This is a genomic window from Sphingobium chungbukense, assembly GCF_001005725.1.
GTDB lineage: Bacteria > Pseudomonadota > Alphaproteobacteria > Sphingomonadales > Sphingomonadaceae > Sphingobium > Sphingobium chungbukense.
This window is the reverse complement of record NZ_LBIC01000020.1, coordinates 65,250-85,134: the sequence shown is the minus strand read 5'-3', so window position 1 is coordinate 85,134 and position 19,885 is coordinate 65,250. Positions and strand designations below refer to the sequence as shown.

19 protein-coding genes are annotated in these 19,885 nt (G+C 63.1%); 9 read left to right on the top strand and 10 right to left on the bottom strand.

Annotation, left to right across the window (positions count from 1 at the left end):
- Nucleotides 1–17 precede the first annotated feature (17 nt).
- Together YP76_RS25030 and YP76_RS25025 are read left to right on the top strand one after the other, a co-directional pair.
- The gene (locus tag YP76_RS25030) at nucleotides 18–569 is read left to right on the top strand and encodes a chemotaxis protein CheB (protein WP_408640461.1); all 552 of its coding nucleotides are present in this window, start codon (nucleotides 18–20) and stop codon (nucleotides 567–569) included.
- Entirely contained in the window at nucleotides 566–1,702 is a 1,137-nt protein-coding gene (locus YP76_RS25025; protein ID WP_046766096.1) for a hybrid sensor histidine kinase/response regulator, read from the top strand. Before YP76_RS25030 ends, YP76_RS25025 begins: the two co-directional genes overlap by 4 nt.
- Nucleotides 1,703–1,862: 160 nt before the next feature.
- Here YP76_RS25025 and YP76_RS25020 read toward each other — a convergent pair whose 3' ends face one another.
- From YP76_RS25020 to YP76_RS25010, 3 genes are all read right to left on the bottom strand, one after another.
- Entirely contained in the window at nucleotides 1,863–2,063 is a 201-nt protein-coding gene (locus tag YP76_RS25020) for a hypothetical protein (protein WP_148648616.1), read from the bottom strand.
- Nucleotides 2,064–2,139: 76 nt separating this feature from the next.
- Nucleotides 2,140–2,733: a CDP-alcohol phosphatidyltransferase family protein gene (locus tag YP76_RS25015; protein WP_046766095.1), complete on the bottom strand. Its 594-nt coding sequence runs from the start codon at nucleotides 2,731–2,733 to the stop codon at nucleotides 2,140–2,142.
- A gap of 546 nt (nucleotides 2,734–3,279) precedes the next feature.
- Nucleotides 3,280–3,663, bottom strand: coding sequence for a MerR family transcriptional regulator (locus tag YP76_RS25010; protein WP_021243614.1), 384 nt, complete (start codon nucleotides 3,661–3,663; stop codon nucleotides 3,280–3,282).
- 79 nt (nucleotides 3,664–3,742) lie between these two features.
- Here YP76_RS25010 and YP76_RS25005 point away from each other — a divergent pair, with 79 nt between their 5' ends.
- From YP76_RS25005 to YP76_RS24990, 4 genes are all read left to right on the top strand, one after another.
- Nucleotides 3,743–4,498, top strand: a complete 756-nt coding sequence (locus YP76_RS25005) for a glutaredoxin family protein (protein ID WP_046766094.1) — start codon at nucleotides 3,743–3,745, stop codon at nucleotides 4,496–4,498.
- A gap of 428 nt (nucleotides 4,499–4,926) precedes the next feature.
- Nucleotides 4,927–5,121, top strand: a complete 195-nt coding sequence (locus YP76_RS25000) for a hypothetical protein (protein ID WP_046766120.1) — start codon at nucleotides 4,927–4,929, stop codon at nucleotides 5,119–5,121.
- Nucleotides 5,122–5,191: 70 nt separating this feature from the next.
- Nucleotides 5,192–6,745, top strand: a complete 1,554-nt coding sequence (locus YP76_RS24995; protein WP_157035885.1) for a hypothetical protein — start codon at nucleotides 5,192–5,194, stop codon at nucleotides 6,743–6,745.
- A 53-nt stretch (nucleotides 6,746–6,798) separates the two neighbouring features.
- Nucleotides 6,799–7,398, top strand: a complete 600-nt coding sequence (locus YP76_RS24990) for a DUF305 domain-containing protein (protein WP_198147593.1) — start codon at nucleotides 6,799–6,801, stop codon at nucleotides 7,396–7,398.
- On the opposite strand, the gene YP76_RS24985 is transcribed toward YP76_RS24990, so the two are convergent.
- From YP76_RS24985 to YP76_RS29130, 4 genes are all read right to left on the bottom strand, one after another.
- Complete coding sequence (locus YP76_RS24985; protein ID WP_052757574.1) at nucleotides 7,395–7,754, bottom strand: hypothetical protein; 360 nt, start codon at nucleotides 7,752–7,754, stop codon at nucleotides 7,395–7,397. The genes YP76_RS24990 and YP76_RS24985 overlap by 4 nt on opposite strands.
- Nucleotides 7,755–7,938: 184 nt before the next feature.
- Entirely contained in the window at nucleotides 7,939–8,433 is a 495-nt protein-coding gene (locus YP76_RS24980) for a methyltransferase family protein (protein WP_456320446.1), read from the bottom strand.
- Nucleotides 8,430–8,723, bottom strand: coding sequence for a DUF2933 domain-containing protein (locus YP76_RS27410; protein ID WP_232307724.1), 294 nt, complete (start codon nucleotides 8,721–8,723; stop codon nucleotides 8,430–8,432). Before YP76_RS27410 ends, YP76_RS24980 begins: the two co-directional genes overlap by 4 nt.
- Nucleotides 8,704–8,835, bottom strand: coding sequence for a hypothetical protein (locus tag YP76_RS29130; RefSeq protein WP_269748668.1), 132 nt, complete (start codon nucleotides 8,833–8,835; stop codon nucleotides 8,704–8,706). The genes YP76_RS27410 and YP76_RS29130 overlap by 20 nt, the downstream gene beginning before the upstream one ends.
- Before the next feature lie 370 nt (nucleotides 8,836–9,205).
- Here YP76_RS29130 and YP76_RS24970 point away from each other — a divergent pair, with 370 nt between their 5' ends.
- The gene (locus tag YP76_RS24970) at nucleotides 9,206–11,542 is read left to right on the top strand and encodes a heavy metal translocating P-type ATPase (protein ID WP_046766091.1); all 2,337 of its coding nucleotides are present in this window, start codon (nucleotides 9,206–9,208) and stop codon (nucleotides 11,540–11,542) included.
- A 282-nt stretch (nucleotides 11,543–11,824) separates the two neighbouring features.
- Here YP76_RS24970 and YP76_RS24965 read toward each other — a convergent pair whose 3' ends face one another.
- From YP76_RS24965 to YP76_RS24955, 3 genes are read right to left on the bottom strand one after another with little or no spacing between them, the layout of a single operon-like run.
- The gene (locus tag YP76_RS24965) at nucleotides 11,825–13,285 is read right to left on the bottom strand and encodes a TolC family protein (protein ID WP_084733350.1); all 1,461 of its coding nucleotides are present in this window, start codon (nucleotides 13,283–13,285) and stop codon (nucleotides 11,825–11,827) included.
- Between the two features lie 2 nt (nucleotides 13,286–13,287).
- The gene (locus YP76_RS24960) at nucleotides 13,288–14,349 is read right to left on the bottom strand and encodes an efflux RND transporter periplasmic adaptor subunit (protein ID WP_046766090.1); all 1,062 of its coding nucleotides are present in this window, start codon (nucleotides 14,347–14,349) and stop codon (nucleotides 13,288–13,290) included.
- The gene (locus YP76_RS24955; RefSeq protein ID WP_046766116.1) at nucleotides 14,346–16,028 is read right to left on the bottom strand and encodes an ATP-binding cassette domain-containing protein; all 1,683 of its coding nucleotides are present in this window, start codon (nucleotides 16,026–16,028) and stop codon (nucleotides 14,346–14,348) included. The genes YP76_RS24960 and YP76_RS24955 overlap by 4 nt, the downstream gene beginning before the upstream one ends.
- Nucleotides 16,029–16,428: 400 nt before the next feature.
- Between YP76_RS24955 and YP76_RS24950 the strand changes: the two genes are divergently transcribed.
- Complete coding sequence (locus YP76_RS24950; RefSeq protein WP_021243629.1) at nucleotides 16,429–17,517, top strand: AAA family ATPase; 1,089 nt, start codon at nucleotides 16,429–16,431, stop codon at nucleotides 17,515–17,517.
- Nucleotides 17,423–19,879, top strand: coding sequence for a S8 family peptidase (locus YP76_RS24945; protein WP_082749212.1), 2,457 nt, complete (start codon nucleotides 17,423–17,425; stop codon nucleotides 19,877–19,879). Before YP76_RS24950 ends, YP76_RS24945 begins: the two co-directional genes overlap by 95 nt.
- Nucleotides 19,880–19,885 lie beyond the last annotated feature (6 nt).

The following is a 19,885-nucleotide window of genomic DNA, read 5'->3' as shown; positions in this document are numbered from 1 at the left end:
GGGAGGAGCCAAGCGCAGTGGCGATAGGGGCCTCGGCGGGCGCGGTGGAGGCCCTGCTCCAGATCCTTCCCGCCCTTCCGGCAGGCTATCGCCTGCCCGTCCTGGTCGTCGTTCATGTGCCCCGCGATCGCGGAAACTCACTGGTTTCCCTTTTCCAGACGCGATGCCGCCTCAGGGTCAAGGAGGCTGAGGACAAGGAAGAGACGTGCCCGGGCACCATCTATTTCGCACCTTCGGACTATCATCTTCTGGTGGAAGCGGATGGTTCGCTGTCCTTGTCGTCCGACGAGCCTGTTCATCACAGCCGGCCGGCGATCGATGTTCTGTTTGAAAGCGCGGCCGATGCCTTTGGTACCGGCCTGGTCGGGATCGTCCTTACCGGCGCCAACCAGGACGGCGCCAGCGGCCTCAAGGCGGTGGTCGAGGCGGGCGGCATGGGAATCGTTCAGGATCCCGCGACGGCTCTGGTGCCCACGATGCCGCGGGCGGCCCTGGCGGCCTGTCCGGCGGCAAGGCAAGCTGACCTTGACGGCATTATATCCCTCCTGCTGGAACTGACCGCGACATGAGTCCCGACAAGAATCTCCTCTACTGCCTGCTTGTCGATGATCTCGACGAGAATCTGGTCGCACTCGAGGCGCTTCTGCGGCGCGAGGGGCTTGTCTGCCTCAAGGCCCGGTCGGGCGACGAGGCGCTCGAACTGCTGCTCGTCCATGATGTAGCCCTTGCATTCCTGGACGTGCAAATGCCCGGCATGGACGGGTTTCAGCTTGCCGAGTTCATGCGGGGAAGCGAGCGCACGCGCCATATTCCCATCATCTTCCTGACGGCCGGCAGCGCCGACCGCCAGCGCCGCTTCCGCGGTTATGAAGCGGGCGCGGTCGATTTCATTCACAAGCCCATAGAGGGCGACATATTGCGCTCGAAGGCGGCCGTGTTCTTCGACCTTCACGAACAGCGCCGGCACGTCACGGCCCAGCGGGACGAGCTCGAGGCCATGACAAGGGCGCTCCAGGCCGCCGACCAGCACAAGAACCGCTTTCTTGCCATTCTCGGGCACGAATTGCGCAATCCCATCATGGCGCTCACGGCCGGGCTGCATCTGCTGGAAAAGCGCGATGGCACGCCCGCTGCCCGGGACGTGCGCAACCAGATGGAGCGGCATGTGAGGCACCTCTCCCGCCTCATCGAGGATCTCCTCGACGTCGCCCGGCTCGACCAGGGCAAGATATCCTTGAGGAAGGAGCGGCTGCGCCTCCAGGATGTCCTTTCCTTCGCGATAGAATCGAGCCAGCCGCAGATCGATGCCGGAGACCATGAGCTGGTTCTCGACATCCCGCCCGAGCCGATCTGGCTGGAGGCCGACCATGCGCGGCTTGCCCAGATCGTCACGAACCTGCTCAACAATGCCGCCAAGTACACACCCACTGGCGGCAGGGTCCAGCTCGCAGCAGCGATGATCGACGGCCAGATTGTGATAGAGGTTGCCGATAACGGCATCGGCATCCCGGCCGACAAGCAGGCCCATATCTTCGACCTGTTCACGCAGGTGAAGGATGTCAACAGCGCCGGCCATGAAGGGCTCGGCATCGGCCTGGCGCTCGTCCGGCAGCTCGTGGAGCTCCATGGCGGGACGATCGCCCTCAAATCGAGCGCGCCTGGAGAGGGCAGCACGTTCCGTCTTTGCCTGACGCCAGGATGATGGCGGATCAGGCGCGCGTCCGCGATCGGGAGGCCCTACCCCTCAAGGCTCCCGCCGTTGGCTGACCGCATCGCGCGCCGTCCGGAACTTTCCCTGGCTGGCAGGACCGCCTGCTCCCTGCAATCGGCATCGGGAGCCATGAAGGCAGAAGGGTGTGCGGTCAGGGTGACCCGACCCTGCCCTGGAGATCAGGCAGCGGCGCTGGCAGGTCCATGTCCAGGCGACGGTCGATTTCCTCGGCGAGCAGGTCGAGCTGCTCTGGCGAAACGGCAATGTCGAACGCAGAGCCATTCTCGAGCGTGAGGCGCAGACGATAGGTTTCTCCATCTGCATCGATCGAAAAGCCAGAGAGGCTGGGCATCATGATTCTCCTTGAAGCCCTGGGGCTGTTCCTGTGATGGCATTCTTCGGCTCGCCCGCTTTGCGCGCGCGCAGGCCTATACGCCCGTCCTTGCCGCGGCCTCCGACTTTGCGAGCCTTTTTCCGGTCACCAGTGTCTGGATGATGAAGAGCATGATCAGGATGATGCCCGCCGTTGCCACGAAAAGATCAAAACCCGACCAGGCGCCGAAATATCCCCGCCCCGTCCCAAGGACCATCATCATGATGGTCAGACCGATCAGCATCAGCCTCAGCTCGGTTGGGCCGGCTTGCAGATAGGAGAGTTTGAATTCACCGAGCACGCGCGCGGACAGGAAGGCATGGATCGAGAGAAGAAGATATCCTGCGAGCGCAAGAAGCGCGACATCCATCGCCACGAAGGGGCTAAGGCCAATGCCGGTCAGGATCAGCAAGGTCGCCAGCCCGTCGCAACTGTGATCGATGAAATATCCATAGGATGGCCGCTCGATCCGTCGATAGCGCGCGAGGCTTCCATCCATGGAGTCGCCAAACCACTGAAGGCCATAGCCGCCGATCGCGAGGAGCAGCCACCAGGCCGAGAGATTGCTCGCGGCATAGCCTGAAAAGACAAGCGCGGCGCCCGCCATGCCGGTGGCGGTCAGGCGATCGGGGGTCACCGAGTCGGGCATGCGGGCGCACAGCCATGTGAGAAGCTGCCGCTCTTTTGCCGCGAGCCAGTTCTGCTGGATTCGGCTGAGAGCCGGGGTCGAGTGATCCAGAATGACGGATATCTTCTGTAAGGGCGGCGCACGCCCGGCTGAGCGTTCGCATGGGGGTGAGGCAGCTCTGGTCAGCGCCGTCTCCCGAAGATGCGCCAGCCCAGGAAGAGAAGAAAAACGGCCGAGACGGCAAGCAGATCCATCAATGAAGAAATGTCGCGCACCATGCAATCCTCCGAAAAAGGCGGGAGCACATGGAGTCTCTCTGTCGGCCGGCGCATGAAGATGGCCGATGATCGAGACTATCAGGTCCAGCCGACGCGCAACACGAGTTTCGTGCGCTTCACGCGTGACCCGCGGACAGGCGATGGGACAGGGACAGGCGATGGGACAAGCATTGCGCGAGACTTGCCGCAAGCAACCGCCCTTCTTGAAGGGCCGCCCGACAAGCGGGCCATTCACCTTGCAGGATAATCGCAGCCGCTGCGAAAAGGACGCAAATGATTGGATGCCATCTCAGCTTTCGAATGCGGTAATGATCGGACAGGCTCCCGTCTTTTGACGGCCGCAGGCGTCGGCCAGTCGGGAAAGTGCCGCGCGAGCTTGCTGCATTTCGCTGATCTTCACGTCCAGGGCTGCGATGCGGGCTTTCGCGAGTTCGCGCGCGCGGGGCCGGTCATCAACTGAATCGAGCTGGAGTAGCTCGCCAATCTCTTCCAGCGTGAACCCGGCAGTCTGCGCCGAGCGGATGAACCGCAACCGCCGCAGGTCCGCAGCGTCGTAGCGTCGAACGCCGCCCTGTCGGTCAGGCTCGATCATAAGGCCGCGCCGCTGATAATAGCGGACCGTCTCGACACCGACGCCGCCTGCCGCAGCGAGGCCACCGATCGTGAACGACATAGGTCTTGACTCCGTACTGTGGTACGGATCCTATATGGTACGGGAATGATCAGATGACGAGTTCCAAATAACCACTCCCATGATTACCCGGACGATCAAGCGCGCGGCCCTGCACCGCATGGTGATGCCGCAGCATATATGCCCCTACGGCCTGAAGGCCAGGCATCTGCTTAAGAGCCACGGCTATGAGGTCGACGACCATTGGTTGCAAACGCGAGAGGAGGCTGACGCCTTCAAGGCTGAGAACGGGGTCCAGACGACGCCGCAGACTTTCATCGGAGGCGAGCGCGTCGGCGGCTATGATGACCTGCGGCGCTTTTTCGGCAAATCCGTGCCCGACCCTGGCTCCACCAGCTACAAACCGGTGGTGGCCGTTTTCGCGATGACCGCGCTCATGGCGCTCGCTGCGAGCCACGCCGTGTCTGGCACAGTTTTCTCGGTCCGCGCGATCGAATGGTTCATCGCTTTGAGCATGTGCGTTCTGGCTCTCCTCAAGCTTCAGGACATCGAGGGCTTCTCGACGATGTTCCTCAATTACGACCTGCTCGCGCGACGCTGGGTGCCCTACAGTTACGTCTATCCTTTCGCCGAAGGACTGGCTGGCGTCCTGATGCTTGCTGGAGTGATGACCTGGCTATCGGTGCCGGTCGCACTGTTCATCGGCACGGTCGGCGCCGCATCTGTCTTCAAGGCCGTCTACATTGATCGGCGCGAGTTGAAGTGCGCCTGCGTTGGCGGGGCCACCAAGGTGCCGCTCGGCTTTGTGTCGCTCACCGAGAACCTGATGATGATCGCGATGGCGGCCTGGATGGTCACTCCTGGAGGCGCGATGTGACCGGCTTGGCTGCCGTTTTGCGGCCGCGATCCTGGAGAGAGGGCATGGCGCACATCCCGCCCCGATCCGTTGTGAAGCTCCTGCTGCTGGCGCTGGTCGCCATCGGGCTTGTTCCCTGGCATAAGCGCGGGATGCGCAGCGACCGCGGCCCCCTCGAGGATGGCGGCCGCATCGGATTTGCACTGCGCCGGCATGCCGGCGCAGCCGCACAGGCCGCTCAAAGCCGACACCGCCTTCTGCGGGCTCTGCGCCGCCATTCCCGACACTGCCGCAGCCATCTTTGCCGAGATGCTATTCGCCAAGACCCATCCAGCGGCATCAATCCTGGCAAAGCTCGCCGGTGTCTCCCACGGGCCGGCTCCACCCCCTCCGCGAATTGCCTGCGTCCAACCGCACGGAACGACCAAACGCATTCACGGAGCTATACAATGAAGATGATTTCGATCATGGGCGCGGCGCTTGCCCTAGCCGTTCCCGCCACCGCGTTCGCGGCCGGCTGCTGCGCAGACGCGCCCTGCTGCAAAGAGGGCACCGACCCCTGCAAGGACGGCAAGTCATGCTGCGATGAAACCAGGAACGATGAACATGCTGGGCACGGGGTGCCGGGCGCCCGGGAGGAATAAGCTGGCGGCGCAGGGGCCCTCGCGCCCCTCCGCTCCCTTCCGACAATTCATGCGTTACGCTTGCAAGTGGGTGCGCTGGCGCATCTGCGCGAGACGTGTGCGCCACACGATTGGGAAAAATATGTCGATCAAAATACTGCTCGCCGCTACCGCGCTCTGCGCACCTGCCGCAGCCTTTGCCCAGGCCATGCCGGGTATGGACAGGGGGCGACATCAGCGCCACGCCGAACCCTCGGCACAGGCCAAACCGGCGCCAACGCCTCCCGCTCATCAGGGCTCGCAGAGCGCACCGCCAACGGATCCCCAGCCTGGGCTGAACCACGGCGCCGTGCACAGCACTCTGCGAGATCCTGCCCGCGATGATGCGATGCCTGGCATGGATAGCGGCGCCATGGACCATGGCTCGATGCCCGGAATGAACCATGCCGGCATGGACATGAAAGGCATGAAAGGTGCGCTCGGCGGCTACAGCATGATGCGCGATGCCTCCGGCACCGCCTGGCAACCCGACAGCTCCCCCATGTGGGCTATCATGGGCAAGACCGGCGATTGGTCGACGATGATCCACGGCTTCGTCACGCTCATCCAAGACCATCAGGGCGGGCCGCGCGGCGACAGCAAGACGTTTTCGACTTCGATGCTGATGGGAATGGCGCAGCGCCCGGTGGGCCGCGGCACGCTCACGCTACGCGCCATGGGCAGCCTTGACCCTCTCATGGGCAAGAGCGGCTACCCGCTGCTGCTCGCCACAGGCGAGACGGCCGACGGCCGCACCGAGCTGGTCGATCGTCAGCACCCGCACGATGCGTTCATGGAACTGGCCGCGACCTACAGCCATCCGCTCGGGCAGGACCTATCGGCCTTTCTCTATCTCGGCCTGCCCGGAGAGCCGGCACTTGGACCGGCGACCTACATGCATCGCTTTTCGGGAATGGCCAATCCGGAGGCCCCGATTTCGCACCACTGGCTCGACAGTACCCATGTCACCTTCGGCGTCGCGACCGCTGGCCTTGTCTACAAGGGACTGAAACTGGAAGGGTCGATCTTCACAGGGCGCGAGCCTGACGAGCGCCGCTGGGACATCGAGCGCCCTCGCATGGACAGTTGGTCCGTCCGTGCGACCGTCAATCCGACCACGAACCTGTCCCTGCAGGTGAGCCATGGGTTCCTGAACAGCCCTGAGGGGCTGCACCCCGAAGAAGATGTGCGCCGGACCTCGGCATCCGTCACCTGGAACCTGCCGCTCGGCGAGGACCGCAACTGGCAATCGACCCTTGCATGGGGGCGGAACGATCCCTCGGGGGGCGAGCACGGCCACAAGACCGATGCGTTTCTGCTCGATAGCGCGGTACAGTTCGGTCGCTGGACCCTTTTCGGGCGCGCAGAGAATGTCGACAAGGACGAGCTGTTCGGCGACATCCACGAAGGCGATCCACTCGCCGGTAAGGTCTTTAATGTCAGCAAGCTCAGCTTGGGCGGCTACCATTCAGTGCCGCTGGGCAAGGTCGCGCTCGACCTTGGCGGCCTTGTCAGCAAATATGATCTGCCGCGCGACATTCAGTCCCGCTATGGATCAGACCCGACGAGCTTCATGCTCTTTACCCGGTTGCGGATCACAGGCTGACACCTAAGGCTCGCCCGCGCGTTCCATGTCATAAGCTGACGCAGGAGCGCAACATGGACCCCACCGAGCACAACAACAGGCCCAAGAAGATGGTTATGACCTACGGCAGGTTCGCAGCCATGATCGCGACATCGACCGTGGTGATGTTCGGCCTGATGTACCTGAACAGCTATGCCCTCGGACATGTCGAATTCAGCCAGACGCGAGCCTGGATGGCGGTTGTGATGGGCGCGACCATGGCGCTCATCATGATCGGGTTCATGTGGGGCATGTATCCCAACCGCCGGGCGAACATAGCAATCCTCCTCGGCTCGGTCGCTCTATCCACAGGGGCCTTGTGGTTCGTCCGCAGTCAGGAGACCGTGAGCGACGTTTCTTACATGAAGGCGATGATACCGCACCACTCGATCGCCATCATGACCAGCGAGCGGGCCCACATCAAGGATCCGCAGGTACGAAAGCTCGCCGATCGGATCATCGACGCGCAGGTACGTGAGATCGCCGAAATGAAGCGGCACATCGCCCGGCTGGAGGCCCAGCCAACCCGCGACAATGCGCCGGATCTGCCGTCCTACCGTGATCGGGGCGCAGGTCCGCCAGCAGGTGAAACCGACGAGGACGCCGGCATCAACACGCGGGCGCCGATCCGCTAGTCAGCCGCCGTGCCGGCCAACCGGCGGCTTTGGCAACAACGCAGAGAAAACGCGGCCGCCTCCCGGAACCAGGCGCCTCGCCGCCGCGACAGCCGGATATTATAGATCGTGCCGAACAGCGGGGCGCCATACCATCGCCAGCCGACGCTTTCCGCCAGACCCATCCAGAAGCTTCTCCAGGTCAGAAGCCGAAAGCCCGGAAGAAAGATAGCCAGGGCGGAGTGCTGGAGAGGCAGGTTCGCGAGCAGCTTGCAGCCTGCGATGCACAAGAGACAGGACAGCGCCAGAAACAGGCTGAGCGCAAGGCCCAGCGTCACGATGGGAACCGGTGCCGCCGCGCGCTTTTCATGATCCATCGCAGCCTCCTTCGATCTGCTGGGTCAGCGACGGTTAGACACAGCGCCTCCGGGGCCTGGCAGGAAGGCCGGCACGCGCGCCATATAGTCGCGATACGCCTGTCCGATTCCGCGATGGCGTCGACTTCCTCATGGCGGGCCAGCCGTACATACATGACGACCAGGACAGGGAACATCGCGATGGTCAGCAGAGTCGGCCATTCAGCAGGAAACCGAGCATGATGAGGATGAAGCCGTCATATTGAGGGTGGCGCACGCGGGCGTAGATGCCAGTCGTCACCAGGCGGTGCCGGCGCTGCGCCGTGTGCAAGGCATTCCAGCCAACCGAGATCAGCCAGAAGCCGGCTCCGATCAGTATGAATCTGGCGATGTGGAAGGCCCCCCAATGCGGATTGACCTTCCAGCCGAACATCATCTCCAGCAGATGCCCCGCATCGTGAGAGAACCAATCGACATTGGGGTAGCGCGACTGAAGCCAGCCCGAGAACAGGTAGATCGTCAGTGGGAATCCGTACATCTCGGCAAACAGTGCAACCAGGAAGGCGCTGAACGCGCCAAAACTGCGCCAGTCACCTTTGGTCTCGGGCTTGAAGAAGCTGAAGGCGAACAGGATGAAGACCGCCGCATTGACGAGTACGAGGCCCCACAGCCCATAGCCGGGCTGATGCATATGTGTCATGGCCGGTCTCCGGCGCGCGTGGCGTCGGCGGTAACAGGTGGCTGGCTGCCGGGTCTGTCCTGTCCCCGATAGCCATGGCGTCCGTGTCCGTGATGCATAAACAGGTGCATCAGGGGGCAGGCGAGGAGCAGCAAATAGGGCAGGACGCCCAGCAGATGCGCACGGTGTTCCGACAGCAGGAGAAAAGCGGCAATCACCATGAAGCCGATCAGGACGATTCTGGAACGGAATATCCTCTGGCGTGATCGCTCCGCCATGGTGGCGATCCCTTCACTTGTGCGCGTGGCCATGCTTGGGCGGAGCACGATCCTGCGACGGGTTCATCATGCCGTCCGTCATCATGTCCGCCCCGGTCGCCTTGTCGGCGCTCCGACTGTGACCGGCGCTTTCCTTGTCCATCATAGGACAGCAATCATGGTCATGCCTGGGGTGCCCGGAAGGCTTCGGCACGTTCGTAGCGGGTTTACCCGGCACGGCTTCCTGCACGGCGGTTTGATGATCTGCATGGCGATCGGCCTGTTGAGCAAAAGCCGGCGCGGCCGTCATGGCAAGCATGAGGGCCCCGATCTCGAACGCACATCGCATCTTCCTGTCCTCGGGATATTCGAAATGCGACGATCATCGACCGTCAGCCGTGCGCGCGATATACGTATAGTACCCTAGCGCGTCCCGCGTTCGATCGTCCTACCCAGGCATGCAAACCGCCCGCCTTAGCTTATTGCCGTCAACACGGTGTCGAGCAGCAGGGACGTAGATCAGACGAGGAACTGAGATGGACCATGCCCGTCACGATCACGACACCCTCATGGGGGAGCAGGACGCGCGCGATCCCGTCTGCGGCATGACGGTCGACCCGCATGGCACAGCGCATCGCGCCGGGCATGGCGGCAAGACCTATTATTTCTGCAGCAGCAAATGCCAGGCAAGGTTCGTAGCCGATCCCCTGCGCTTTATTGGCGAAACCTCGTTCAGTCCGAACGCAAACCCCGAGGGCACGATCTGGACCTGCCCGATGCACCCGGAAGTGCGGCAGGATCATCCCGGCGCCTGTCCGATCTGCGGTATGGCCCTTGAACCCGAAATGGCGCGGGTCGAGAGCGGCCCTAGCCCGGAACTGGCTGACATGACACGCCGCTTCTGGATTGGCCTCATCCTCGCCTTTCCCGTGCTCGTGCTGGAAATGGGCGGGCATCTGTTTCCCGCGCTTCACCACACCGTGCCCATGCCAGTGTCAATCGGGATCCAGCTGGTGCTGGCAACGCCCGTCGTGCTTTGGGCCGGATGGCCGTTTTTCGAGCGTGGCTGGACCTCGCTCAAGACCCGCAGCCTCAACATGTTCACCCTGATCGCCATGGGTACAGGGGTCGCATGGGCTTACAGCATGGTCGCCGCGCTCGCCCCGAGACTGTTCCCTCCGGCCTTCCGCAATGCAGACGGCACGGTGGCTGTGTATTTCGAGGCGGCAGCGGTGATCACTGTCCTTGTCCTGCTCGGCCAGCTGCTCGAGCTGCGCGCGCGCGAACGAACGTCGGGCGCGATCAAGGCACTGCTCCGCCTTGCGCCCAAGACGGCCCGCCGTCTGCTCGCAAATGGCGAGGACGAGGAAGTCAGCCTCGATCTCGTCGGCGTCGGTGACCGTCTCCGGGTGCGCCCGGGCGAAAAGGTGCCCGTCGACGGCACGGTCGAGGACGGACGTTCATCGCTCGACGAGTCCATGGTGACAGGCGAATCCATGCCCGTCACCAAGATCAAGGGCGACAGCGTCATCGGCGGCACGCTCAACCAGACCGGTGCGCTTGTCATCGTTGCCACCAAGGTGGGCCGCGACACGATGCTGGCCCGCATCGTGCAGATGGTCGCCGAGGCGCAGCGTTCGCGCGCGCCGATCCAGCGCATGGCCGATCAGGTCTCAGGCTGGTTCGTGCCGGTGGTCGTCGCCATCGCCGCCCTCGCCTTTGCCGGTTGGGGCATCTGGGGACCTGAACCCCGCTTCGCCTATGGTCTTGTCGCCGCTGTCGCGGTGCTCATCATCGCCTGCCCCTGCGCGCTGGGTCTGGCCACGCCGATGTCGATCATGGTGGGCGTCGGCAGGGGCGCGGGGCTTGGCGTGCTCATCAAGAATGCCGAGGCGCTGGAGCATATGGAGAAGGTCGACACCCTGGTCATCGACAAGACCGGGACACTCACGCAAGGACGTCCCGCCGTAACCGCCATAGTGCCGGCGGAAAGCTATGTGGAGGCCGACCTGCTCCGCTTCGCCGCCTCGGTCGAAAGGGCTTCGGAGCATCCGCTCGCTCTCGCCATTGTCGAAGCCGCCCGCAGCCGGTCGATGGCCTTGCCCGAGGTCAATGCGTTCGATTCTCCGACCGGACGCGGGGCGACGGGCATTGTCGAAGGCCGGCGGATCGTGCTGGGCAATGCCCGCTTTCTGGGCGACGAGGGCATCGACACCAGTGCGCTTGCCGCTTCCGCCGACGATCTACGCCGCGATGGCGCAACCGCGATCTTCCTTGGCATCGACGGCAAGGCGGCAGGCGTTATCGCCGTCGCAGATCCGGTCAAGCCAACGACCCCGGAAGCATTGGCCGCCCTGCGCGAGGCGGGAATCCGCGTGGTGATGCTGACGGGCGACAACAAGACCACGGCGCAGGCGGTCGCGGCGAGGCTGGGCATTGACGAGGTCGAGGCCGAAGTGCTGCCCGATCAGAAGAGCGCGGTCATCGCCAGGCTCAAGAGCGAGGGCCGGATCGTCGCCATGGCCGGCGATGGCGTGAACGATGCTCCAGCCCTTGCTGCCGCCGATGTCGGTATTGCCATGGGTTCCGGAACGGACGTTGCCATCGAGAGTGCGGGCGTAACCCTGCTCAAGGGCGATCTCAACGGCATCGTTCGCGCCCGTCTGCTCAGTCGGGCGACCATGTCGAACATTCGGCAAAACCTTGTCTTCGCCTTCATCTACAATGCTGCCGGCGTCCCGATCGCGGCGGGCCTGCTCTACCCGCTGTTCGGCATCCTGCTCTCACCCATGATCGCGGCGGCGGCGATGGCGCTGTCATCGGTCAGCGTCGTCACCAATGCCCTCAGGCTCAACAGACAAGCTCTCCGATAGCATATCGGTAGACAGGTTGCCGCGAATGTCCGCTGCCAAATGCGCGGGAAACTCCCTTTAGCGGCGTAAAAAAAAACGGCGCGCTTCAGCCCGGCCTCTGAAATCCTGCCCTTTTCACTTTCGCGGCAAGCGCACCGGTGCGACCTCTTGACAGGCATGGGGCACTTGCCGACCGCCAGCTTCGAAGATCGTGGAGACCGCCGCCGTCGAAGGCCCCTGTCACTTCAAGGCTTGGGGCAGGCCAGGTCGCCCACTTAATCAGAGATTGCGACCTCCGCTCGCTCACCCCATCGGCGACTGAAGGTCCAGGCGCAACGCATCCTCATCGGCTGTCGCCGCCGCCAGTTCGGCCCGGGCGGCGGCAATGCGCGCTCGTGCCTCGATCAGCTTCACCTCCGCGCTGGTCGCGTTTTCCTCGCGCTGGTTGACCAGGAAGAAGTCGCTCGATCCAAGCTCGAAGCGGCGGCGCTCGGCGCTTGCCAGCCTCTGCGCGAGTGCGCGTTCCCGTTCGGTTGTGTCGACCAGCTGGTTTGCCGTCTCCACCTCGATCCCGATCGATGCGACCTCTGCCTGTATCTTTTCGGCAAGGAAGCGTTGCTTGACGGTCAGTTCATCGATCTTGGCCTGGGTCTCTGCCATCTTGCCCCTCGCCTTGCGGTTCTGGAGTGGGACCTTGAAGGTCAAGCCCACGATCGCCTCGAGCGGCGTGCGGCTATATCCGCCTGGCCCCTCAGGTCCCAGATCCCTGGCGACTTCGGCGGTAATGTCCAGCCGCGGCTTCATGTCGTTGCGCGCAAGTGCAAGCTTGACCGTCGCTTTGTCGATTTCCTCCAGCAATATGGCAAAATCAGGCCGCCCTTCCAGATTGAAGGTGGGATCGGCCCTGAGCTTGCCGAACGCATCCGCCCCGTCCGGCAACCTCCCCTCGTCGACCACCACCGGCAGCCCCAGCTCGTCCCTATAATAGAGGGAAAGTTTCACGGCCGCCGCGCGAAAGGCCTGCCGGGCCTCGACGACCAGGGCCTCGCGCTTGACCAGATTGGCCTCGTTCTCGATCAGCAATATGTCGGGCTTGGCGCCCAGTTGAACCTGGCGCCGGATTCCCAGCGTCCGGTCCTGGGCCAGGGCCATGAGCGCCTGATAGGCCTTAAGCTTCAGCCCCGCTGCCACCCATTTCTGAAAAGCGTCGGTCGCGCGGATCTGCACCCCGATGCTGGTAGCCTTGGTCTCGAACCGGGCAATGTCGATGTCGTTGGCGGCGAGCCTGAATTGGGACCGGCGCGCATCAATCAGGCGATCGCGCAGCAGGGAATAGAGCGCGCCAACCTTCACCTCGCCCAGCCGATTGGTGTAGGCCTTGTCCTCATAGACCGGAAAGTCTCTGCGAGAGACGCGGTATTGCCCGTAGACGTAGCCGCCATTGTCCATGAACGGATGCTCGGCCTTTCCGGCCAGTTCGGTGCCGTCATAATAGCCCTGGGCGCGAGTGCGCCCCTCCACCGCAAAAACGGTATCGAACGCCCCCTGCGCGGTCATCTCCCGCGCCTGGGCCTGGCGCTTGCGCGCGAGCGCCGCGATGATGTCGGGCGCCGACCGGGATGAGGATCGCAGCACGTCATCCAGGGTGAGCGGACCGCCGCCCTGCGCGGCGACAGCAGCCGGTTCGCTGGCAACCTCCTGCCCGTTTGCCACTGAGACAGTTGCGAGGATCAACAGTGCGCCCGTTCCGATCCTGATGCGCATCGTCACTTCTTCTTCTCGATCGAGCTTTTCTCCGCCTTAGCGTCCTGCTTGCGCGCAACCTGATCCTGCCCGAAACTGAGCGGGAAGTCGTTGAGCTGACGCCACAATTCATAACCGACCGTGACATTGTCGCCCTGAATCCAGCCGAGCACCTTGCTGCCCTGCCGGACGAACCTGCGCTCGGGCCAGGCGGGCTTGCCGGACCTGGGTTCGACCAGTACGCGGAACAGCCCGTCGGCGCGCGGCGTAGGATCGACCGACCGCACCTGCCCATCATAGATGCCGACGGCAAAGCCGGGCCAGCCGCTGAACTGGAAGGCGGGAAAACCCTCGAATTCCAGACGAACCGGACGCCCCTGATCAACCAGCGGGATATCGCGGCCGTCTACATAGAGCTCGACTGCGCGCTCGATCTGCTCGGGCGCGATCGTCGCCAGCACCGTCCCGGCGGAAACCAGCGCGCCGCCGGCCGCCGCATTGAGGTTTTGGACCCGGCCGTCGCGCGGCGCGGTGACGACCTGCGCCGATTGCCGCTTTTGCCGCACCTCGATCTGCTTGAGTTTCGCCCGGGCCTCGGCCAGCTTGGCGTTTGCGTCGGCGATCTTGATCTGCGTCTGTTCGAAGTCCCGCCGCGCGGCGAGTCCCTCGGCGTAAAGCTGCCCGGTGCGCCCCACATCGATCGAGGCGACGGCGCGGGCTTGCACGATCGCGGCGATCTGGGTCTCGATTTCCGCTTTCTCTGCGGCCAGGCGCTCCAGAAAATTGGGATCGATATCGACGACCTGAACGATGGGATCGCCGGCCTTCACCAGCTGGCCGTCCTCAACGAAGAAGCGATCGACGCGGCCATCGACCAGCGAGGATATCTGCCGCGCCCGATCGTCGGGGTCGAGCGCGATCACCTGGCCCTCGCCCTGCGCGGTCTGCCGCCATGGTACGAACAGGATGGCAACGGCCAGACAAAGGCCCAGCAGGATCAGCCATGCCACGACCATGGCCGCCCGCGGCGGCCGCAGGCTCGCAAGCGATCGAAAATGGGTCAGCTGCGCCGGATCGATCGTCACGTCCTTGGTTCCTCCCCGGCAAAGAAGCGCGCCAGCTCCGCCTGATCTGTAAAGCGGCGCTGCGAACGCGCGCCAAGCCAGTAGCAGCGATCAAGATCGAGCGTTTCGGGCCGGCCGGTAAAGAAAAGGACCGTCGTGCCATGCTCCCTCAACATCCCTAGCGTCGCGCGCAACGGTCCGGCGGGCATCATGTCATAGAGTTGCGACAGCAACAGCACCTTGGGCCGCCCGAGCAACGCGTTGGCCAGCTTCAGCTGCATCACCTCGACGATCGAGAAGGGCGAGCCTGAACTGGCCAGTCGCGTGTCCAGCCCGTCGGGCAGGCTCGCGATGCGCGCGGCAAGACCGACCATGTCGAGCGTACGCATGATCATGGCGCCGTCAGCATTGCGACCTGCCGCCAGATTGAGATATTCGCGGATGGTGATGTCCACGATCGTGGGCCGGTTCAGCACCATCACGGCGGATCGCAGTAAATACATGTCGAAGCTGCCCAATTCGCTGCCCCCGATCGACAGCAATCCCCTGTCAGGGCTCGCATGACGCTTGAGCAGAAGCGCGACCTGGCTCTCGATCCCGGGCTCCGCCACGATGACGGCTTGCTCGCCGCTGCCGACTTCGAAATCGAAGCGGGATCCTGCGAGGTCAACATTGCGAAAACGCACCGATCCATCTGGCGGCGCCTGACCGCTCAGACCTTTGGGTTCCTGCGGGATGGCGAAAATCTGCGACAGTTCCTCTGAGCTCGCCACCAGATCGTAAAAGGTGTCGAGATACCAGCCCAGCTGATAGATGCCGTAGAAGACGCCGGACATGATGAGCTCGGCCGCCACGAGCTGGCCGATCGAAAGCTGGCCCGCGAGGATGAGGTTCCCGCCGAGCGCCAGCAGCGCCGCCGCAGCGAGCGCATAGACCAGGAAATAGCCCAGCGCCTGCGCAAAGCTGTAGCGAAAATAGTGCCGGTGCGCCTGGATGTAATGGGCTGTCACTGCCTCTGACCGGTCCATCGCGAAATCGAGATGGCGCGCGGATTTATAGAAGCCGTTGGACGCGCCGACACTTTCCAGCCAGTGCGCGGCTTCATGCTTGGCGTGCGACACGCCAACAGCGCCGGTGATCGCGCCATGCCGCCATACCAGCCAGATGAGCAGGCATGTCGCCACCAGGATGATGTTGAACGCCAGGAAGAAGGGATGGTAGAAACTGGTCACTATCAGGCCGACAGCACCCTGCAGGATGATTGTGAAGGCGCCGATCACGAGGCTCGGCACCGCCTTTTGGACGACCACCATGTCGAAATAGCGATTGAACAGGCTGCCGCGACTGTCGTCCGCAAAAAATGGATTTTGCGCGTGTACCGCACGCACGGTGACCTCCGCCACGACACGGGAGAAGATGCGCCGTTCGAACATGGCCAGCAGGTAAATGCGCAACGCGCTCAAGCCTGCGACCAGCAGCAACAGGGCCAGCAGAACGCCGGAAAGGATCCAAAGTGGCGCAATCAGCGCAGTGCGCGCCACCGAGTTGATCAGCAGCTGCACCGAAATCGGCATCGCTAGCGACAGCAGCGTGATCGCCAATGTGTAGACGAGGCCTACATTCACATAGCCCTTGTCGGGTCCCACGATTTCAGAGAGCCATGCGGCAGCCTGCCGCAGACCCGGACGCTCCCCAGCCAATATGAACCTCATCGACCTGCTTTTCGCCGCATTTAAGCCGCCGACCCGGTAACGCAAGGCCCCACGCTGCGCTGCAACATAAACTCACAAACTCGCAACGTGGGCGGGTCGCTGTCATTTTCAACGGTGTCGCAGCCGCTGACCCCGCGACCCTGTCTCCTGGCACAGACTTGCTCTTTTGCGTCTGGTACCAGCATCTTCGCGCCCGTTCGGAGCGCAAAATGGTCCAGTTCGCGCCGTTGCCGTCATCGACTGGTCAGTATCGGGCCCGCAGCCAGGGAATGGAGATGAGCGGCCGTTCCGGGCTCAGTCCAGGATTGACGCAACGCGCAATTGCTGCGTTATCTAAACAGGCAAATGGGGGGGTGTATCGCGAGCAATTGCGCGATACATAATGAAAATGGCATCAGCGCAGCAACTCATAGGTCTCGTAAAGAGCCACGCGGAGGGGGATTCCGATCGCTTCTTCGATCTCGCCATGCAGCTCTCTGCTGCCGAGGAGCAGAAGGGGCATAAACGGCTCGCCGAAACCCTGCGTCAATGGGCCAATGCCGGCCAGACACCGCCGCAACCGGCCTCGCGAACGCCCAACCTCACACCGATCGCTGCGCCTCGCGGCGATCTCGCGCAATTCCTGTTCGCCTCCTATCCAAGCGAGCGGTTGAACAGCGTCATCCTGCCGCCTCTGATCGAGGAGGAACTATCGCACATCGTCATAGAAACGCGGATGCGCGAGAAGCTCGAGGAAAAGGGCCTCAAGCCGAGGCGGCGCATTCTCCTGTCCGGGCCTCCGGGCACGGGCAAGACCATGAGCGCCCATGGCCTCGCCGGCGAGCTTCAATTCCCGCTCTTCTCGGTGATGCTGCACGGCCTCATCACGAAGTTCATGGGTGAAACGGCCCAGAAGCTGAAGCTCGTGTTCGACGCGATCAAAACGACGCGTGGCGTGTATCTGTTCGACGAGATCGACGCCCTTGCAGCAGCGAGAGGCGACGGAAACGATGTCGGCGAAGCCCGCCGCGTTCTGAACTCATTCCTACAGTTTCTCGACGAGGACACGGGCCCCTCGATCGTGATCGCTACCACAAATCTCGCCGAGATCCTTGATCGCGCGGTGCTGCGTCGGTTCGATCTCGTTCTCTCCTACGAGCTGCCCGATGCGACCGCGATCCGCGAGGCTCTCGAACGGCGTCTGACCGGCTTCTCCTATGCTCGCCTGTCGTGGAAGAGGGTCACCGACTGTGCCATCGGTCTGTCGACAGCTGACGTCATAGCCGCGGCCGAAGACGCCGCCCGCCGGGCAGTACTTGGCGATCGGAACACGATAACAACGCTTGATCTGGTAAACTCGCTGGAGCGCCGTCGCTCGCTACAGGGACTGGGAAGAGGCGCGAATGCCACGGAATCTACGGCACTTTCTTCTGAAGGATCTCGGACAGGCGCATCCGTTTCGAGCAAAAGGCGGGGGCGGGGGCAAATCGCCAAGTGACGTCCTCAATCGGTCGGGCCACGCCCAGGCTCTGCTTCAAGCCATTGATCTCCTCCCCCCGGTAGCGACCGACGGCCTCCCCGGCGTCTATCTTGAGGTCAAAGGACGACCGAACGAGCCGCTGGCAAAGGATAGTCTGGGATCGAGCGGCATTGCCCTGCTGCGTAGCGATGCCGAGGTCAGCGAAGCGGGTACGATCGAGACAGCGACCGTTTTCGCCACGGCAAAGGGCGTCGAGAAGCTCCGCAAGAAGATCGAACAGTTCGAAACGGAAGATACGCCCGACAGGGAAAAGGACGGTCGGCTCATCCCTGGTCGGCCCAAGAACGCCAATCTCGTCCAGAGCCTGGCCGCCATCACCGAAGCTGGCTTGCGGGCGCTCTGGCGCGGTCCGCAGGACAAGTTCCCCGCAGATAATGGCGAGACGCACTGGGAAATCTGGCTGGAGCCCGAAGAAGTGGACGCTTTCACTGCCCAGGCCGCTGCCTATCAGGTGCAGATCGAAACCGATCGACTGTATTTCCCGGAAGATGTGGTCGTAATAGGGCAGGCAACGCGGGATCATATCGCCCTCGCCGTGCGACGACTTGGCGGCGTTCGCGCTCTTGCAGCGCCTGCGGCCACCGCCGACTTCTTCGACGCAATGGATGTGCAGGAGCAGGTTGCCTGGGTTGAGGACCTTTCCCAGCGAACGACCTATACCGGCGGGGCGAACGGTGGCTATGTCACCCTCCTCGACACGGGCATCAGCCGCGCCCATCCGCTTCTCGCTCCTGTGCTGCTCGCGCCGGATCGGCATGCCGCTGAGCCTGCATGGGGGCTGGAGGACGTCAGGGGCCATGGAACCCAGCTCGCCGGCCTCGCGCTCTTCGGCGATCTGACCTTCACCCTGCAATCAACGATGCCGGTTACGGTCTCGCATCGGCTGGAATCGGTGAAACTGGTTCCGGATGCAGGGGGGAACCCGCATCACCTGCTGGGCGTTATGACCCGCCGCGCGATCGACACTGTCGAGCACACTATTCGCAGGCGGACCTTCACCATGGCCGCCACAACTGACGAGGACACTCCCCACGACGGTGCGCCGACGTCATGGTCCACCGAAGTCGACCAGCTTGCCGCCGGCGTATCGGGCCAGCGCACAAACCCACGATTGATCCTGGTGTCTGCCGGTAACACTGACAATTTCAAGTTCACCGCGGATCCATATCTCGGCACCTGCGACCATCCCGACAATGAGCTGGAATCACCGGCGCAGGCGTGGAATGCGATCAGTGTTGGGGCCTACACCGAAAAGACGATGCTTCCGGCGACCGACGGCCTCACCTTCGTTGCGCCTTTTGGCGACCTCTCGCCCAGCTCCCGAACAGCATCGTGGTCATCGACATGGCCACTCAAGCCCGACATTGTCCTTGAAGGCGGCAACTGGGCTGCCGGCACAGTGCCTCCACCCATGCGGCATAGCGATCTGTCGCTGCTCACGGTCCATCATGCCTATCCCCAACGCTCGTTCAGCCTCACCTATGACACGAGCGCTGCAACGGCCATCGCGGCCAAACAGATCACCGAGTTGTGGTCAGACTATCCACTGCTCTGGCCCGAAACCATCCGGGCGCTCTATGTGGCATCCGCCCGCTGGACGCCGCAGATGCGCTCGCACCTTCCCGCGCAACCAAACAAGGGCAGCTATGCGCGCCTGTTCCAGCGCTATGGCTACGGGGTGCCCGATCTCGACAGAGCCCATCGTAGCGCATCGAACGCCCTGTCGCTGATCGTTCAGGACGTCATCATTCCTTACGGTCTATCGGAGAAAACAGGTGGAGGCGTCCATAAGGAGATGCGGCTCTTCACGCTGCCATGGCCGGTCGAGGAGTTGCGCAAGCTCGGCAATGCGGAGGTGACGCTCAGGGTCGCGCTCAGCTCCTTCATTGCCCCCAATCCCGCCGAAGCATCCCGTGGCTCGCGCTATCGCTACGCATCCCACAACCTCCGGTTCAAGCTCAACCGCGCCGGCGAGAATGCCCAGCAGTTCATGGCCCGCATCAGCAAGGCCGCCGAGCCGGCCGGGCCTCAGGTCGATGAAGACGATCTGTGGGACTTTGGAAGCAGCAGACGCGACGTAGGCTCCCTCCATATCGACCAGTTGACGTGCAAAGCCTCGGATCTTGCCCGCCGCAATCTCCTGGCCATTCATCCAGTCGCCGGATGGTGGCAACACACTGCGATGTTGAAGGACGGAGAACCGCAGGTTCGTTTCGCTCTTGTCGTCGAAATCGATACGCAAGGGGTCGAAGCAGATCTCTATGCCGAGGTACAGACGACCATCACCGCTCTAAATGCCGCTCAGGCCATCATCATCTAAGCCGGA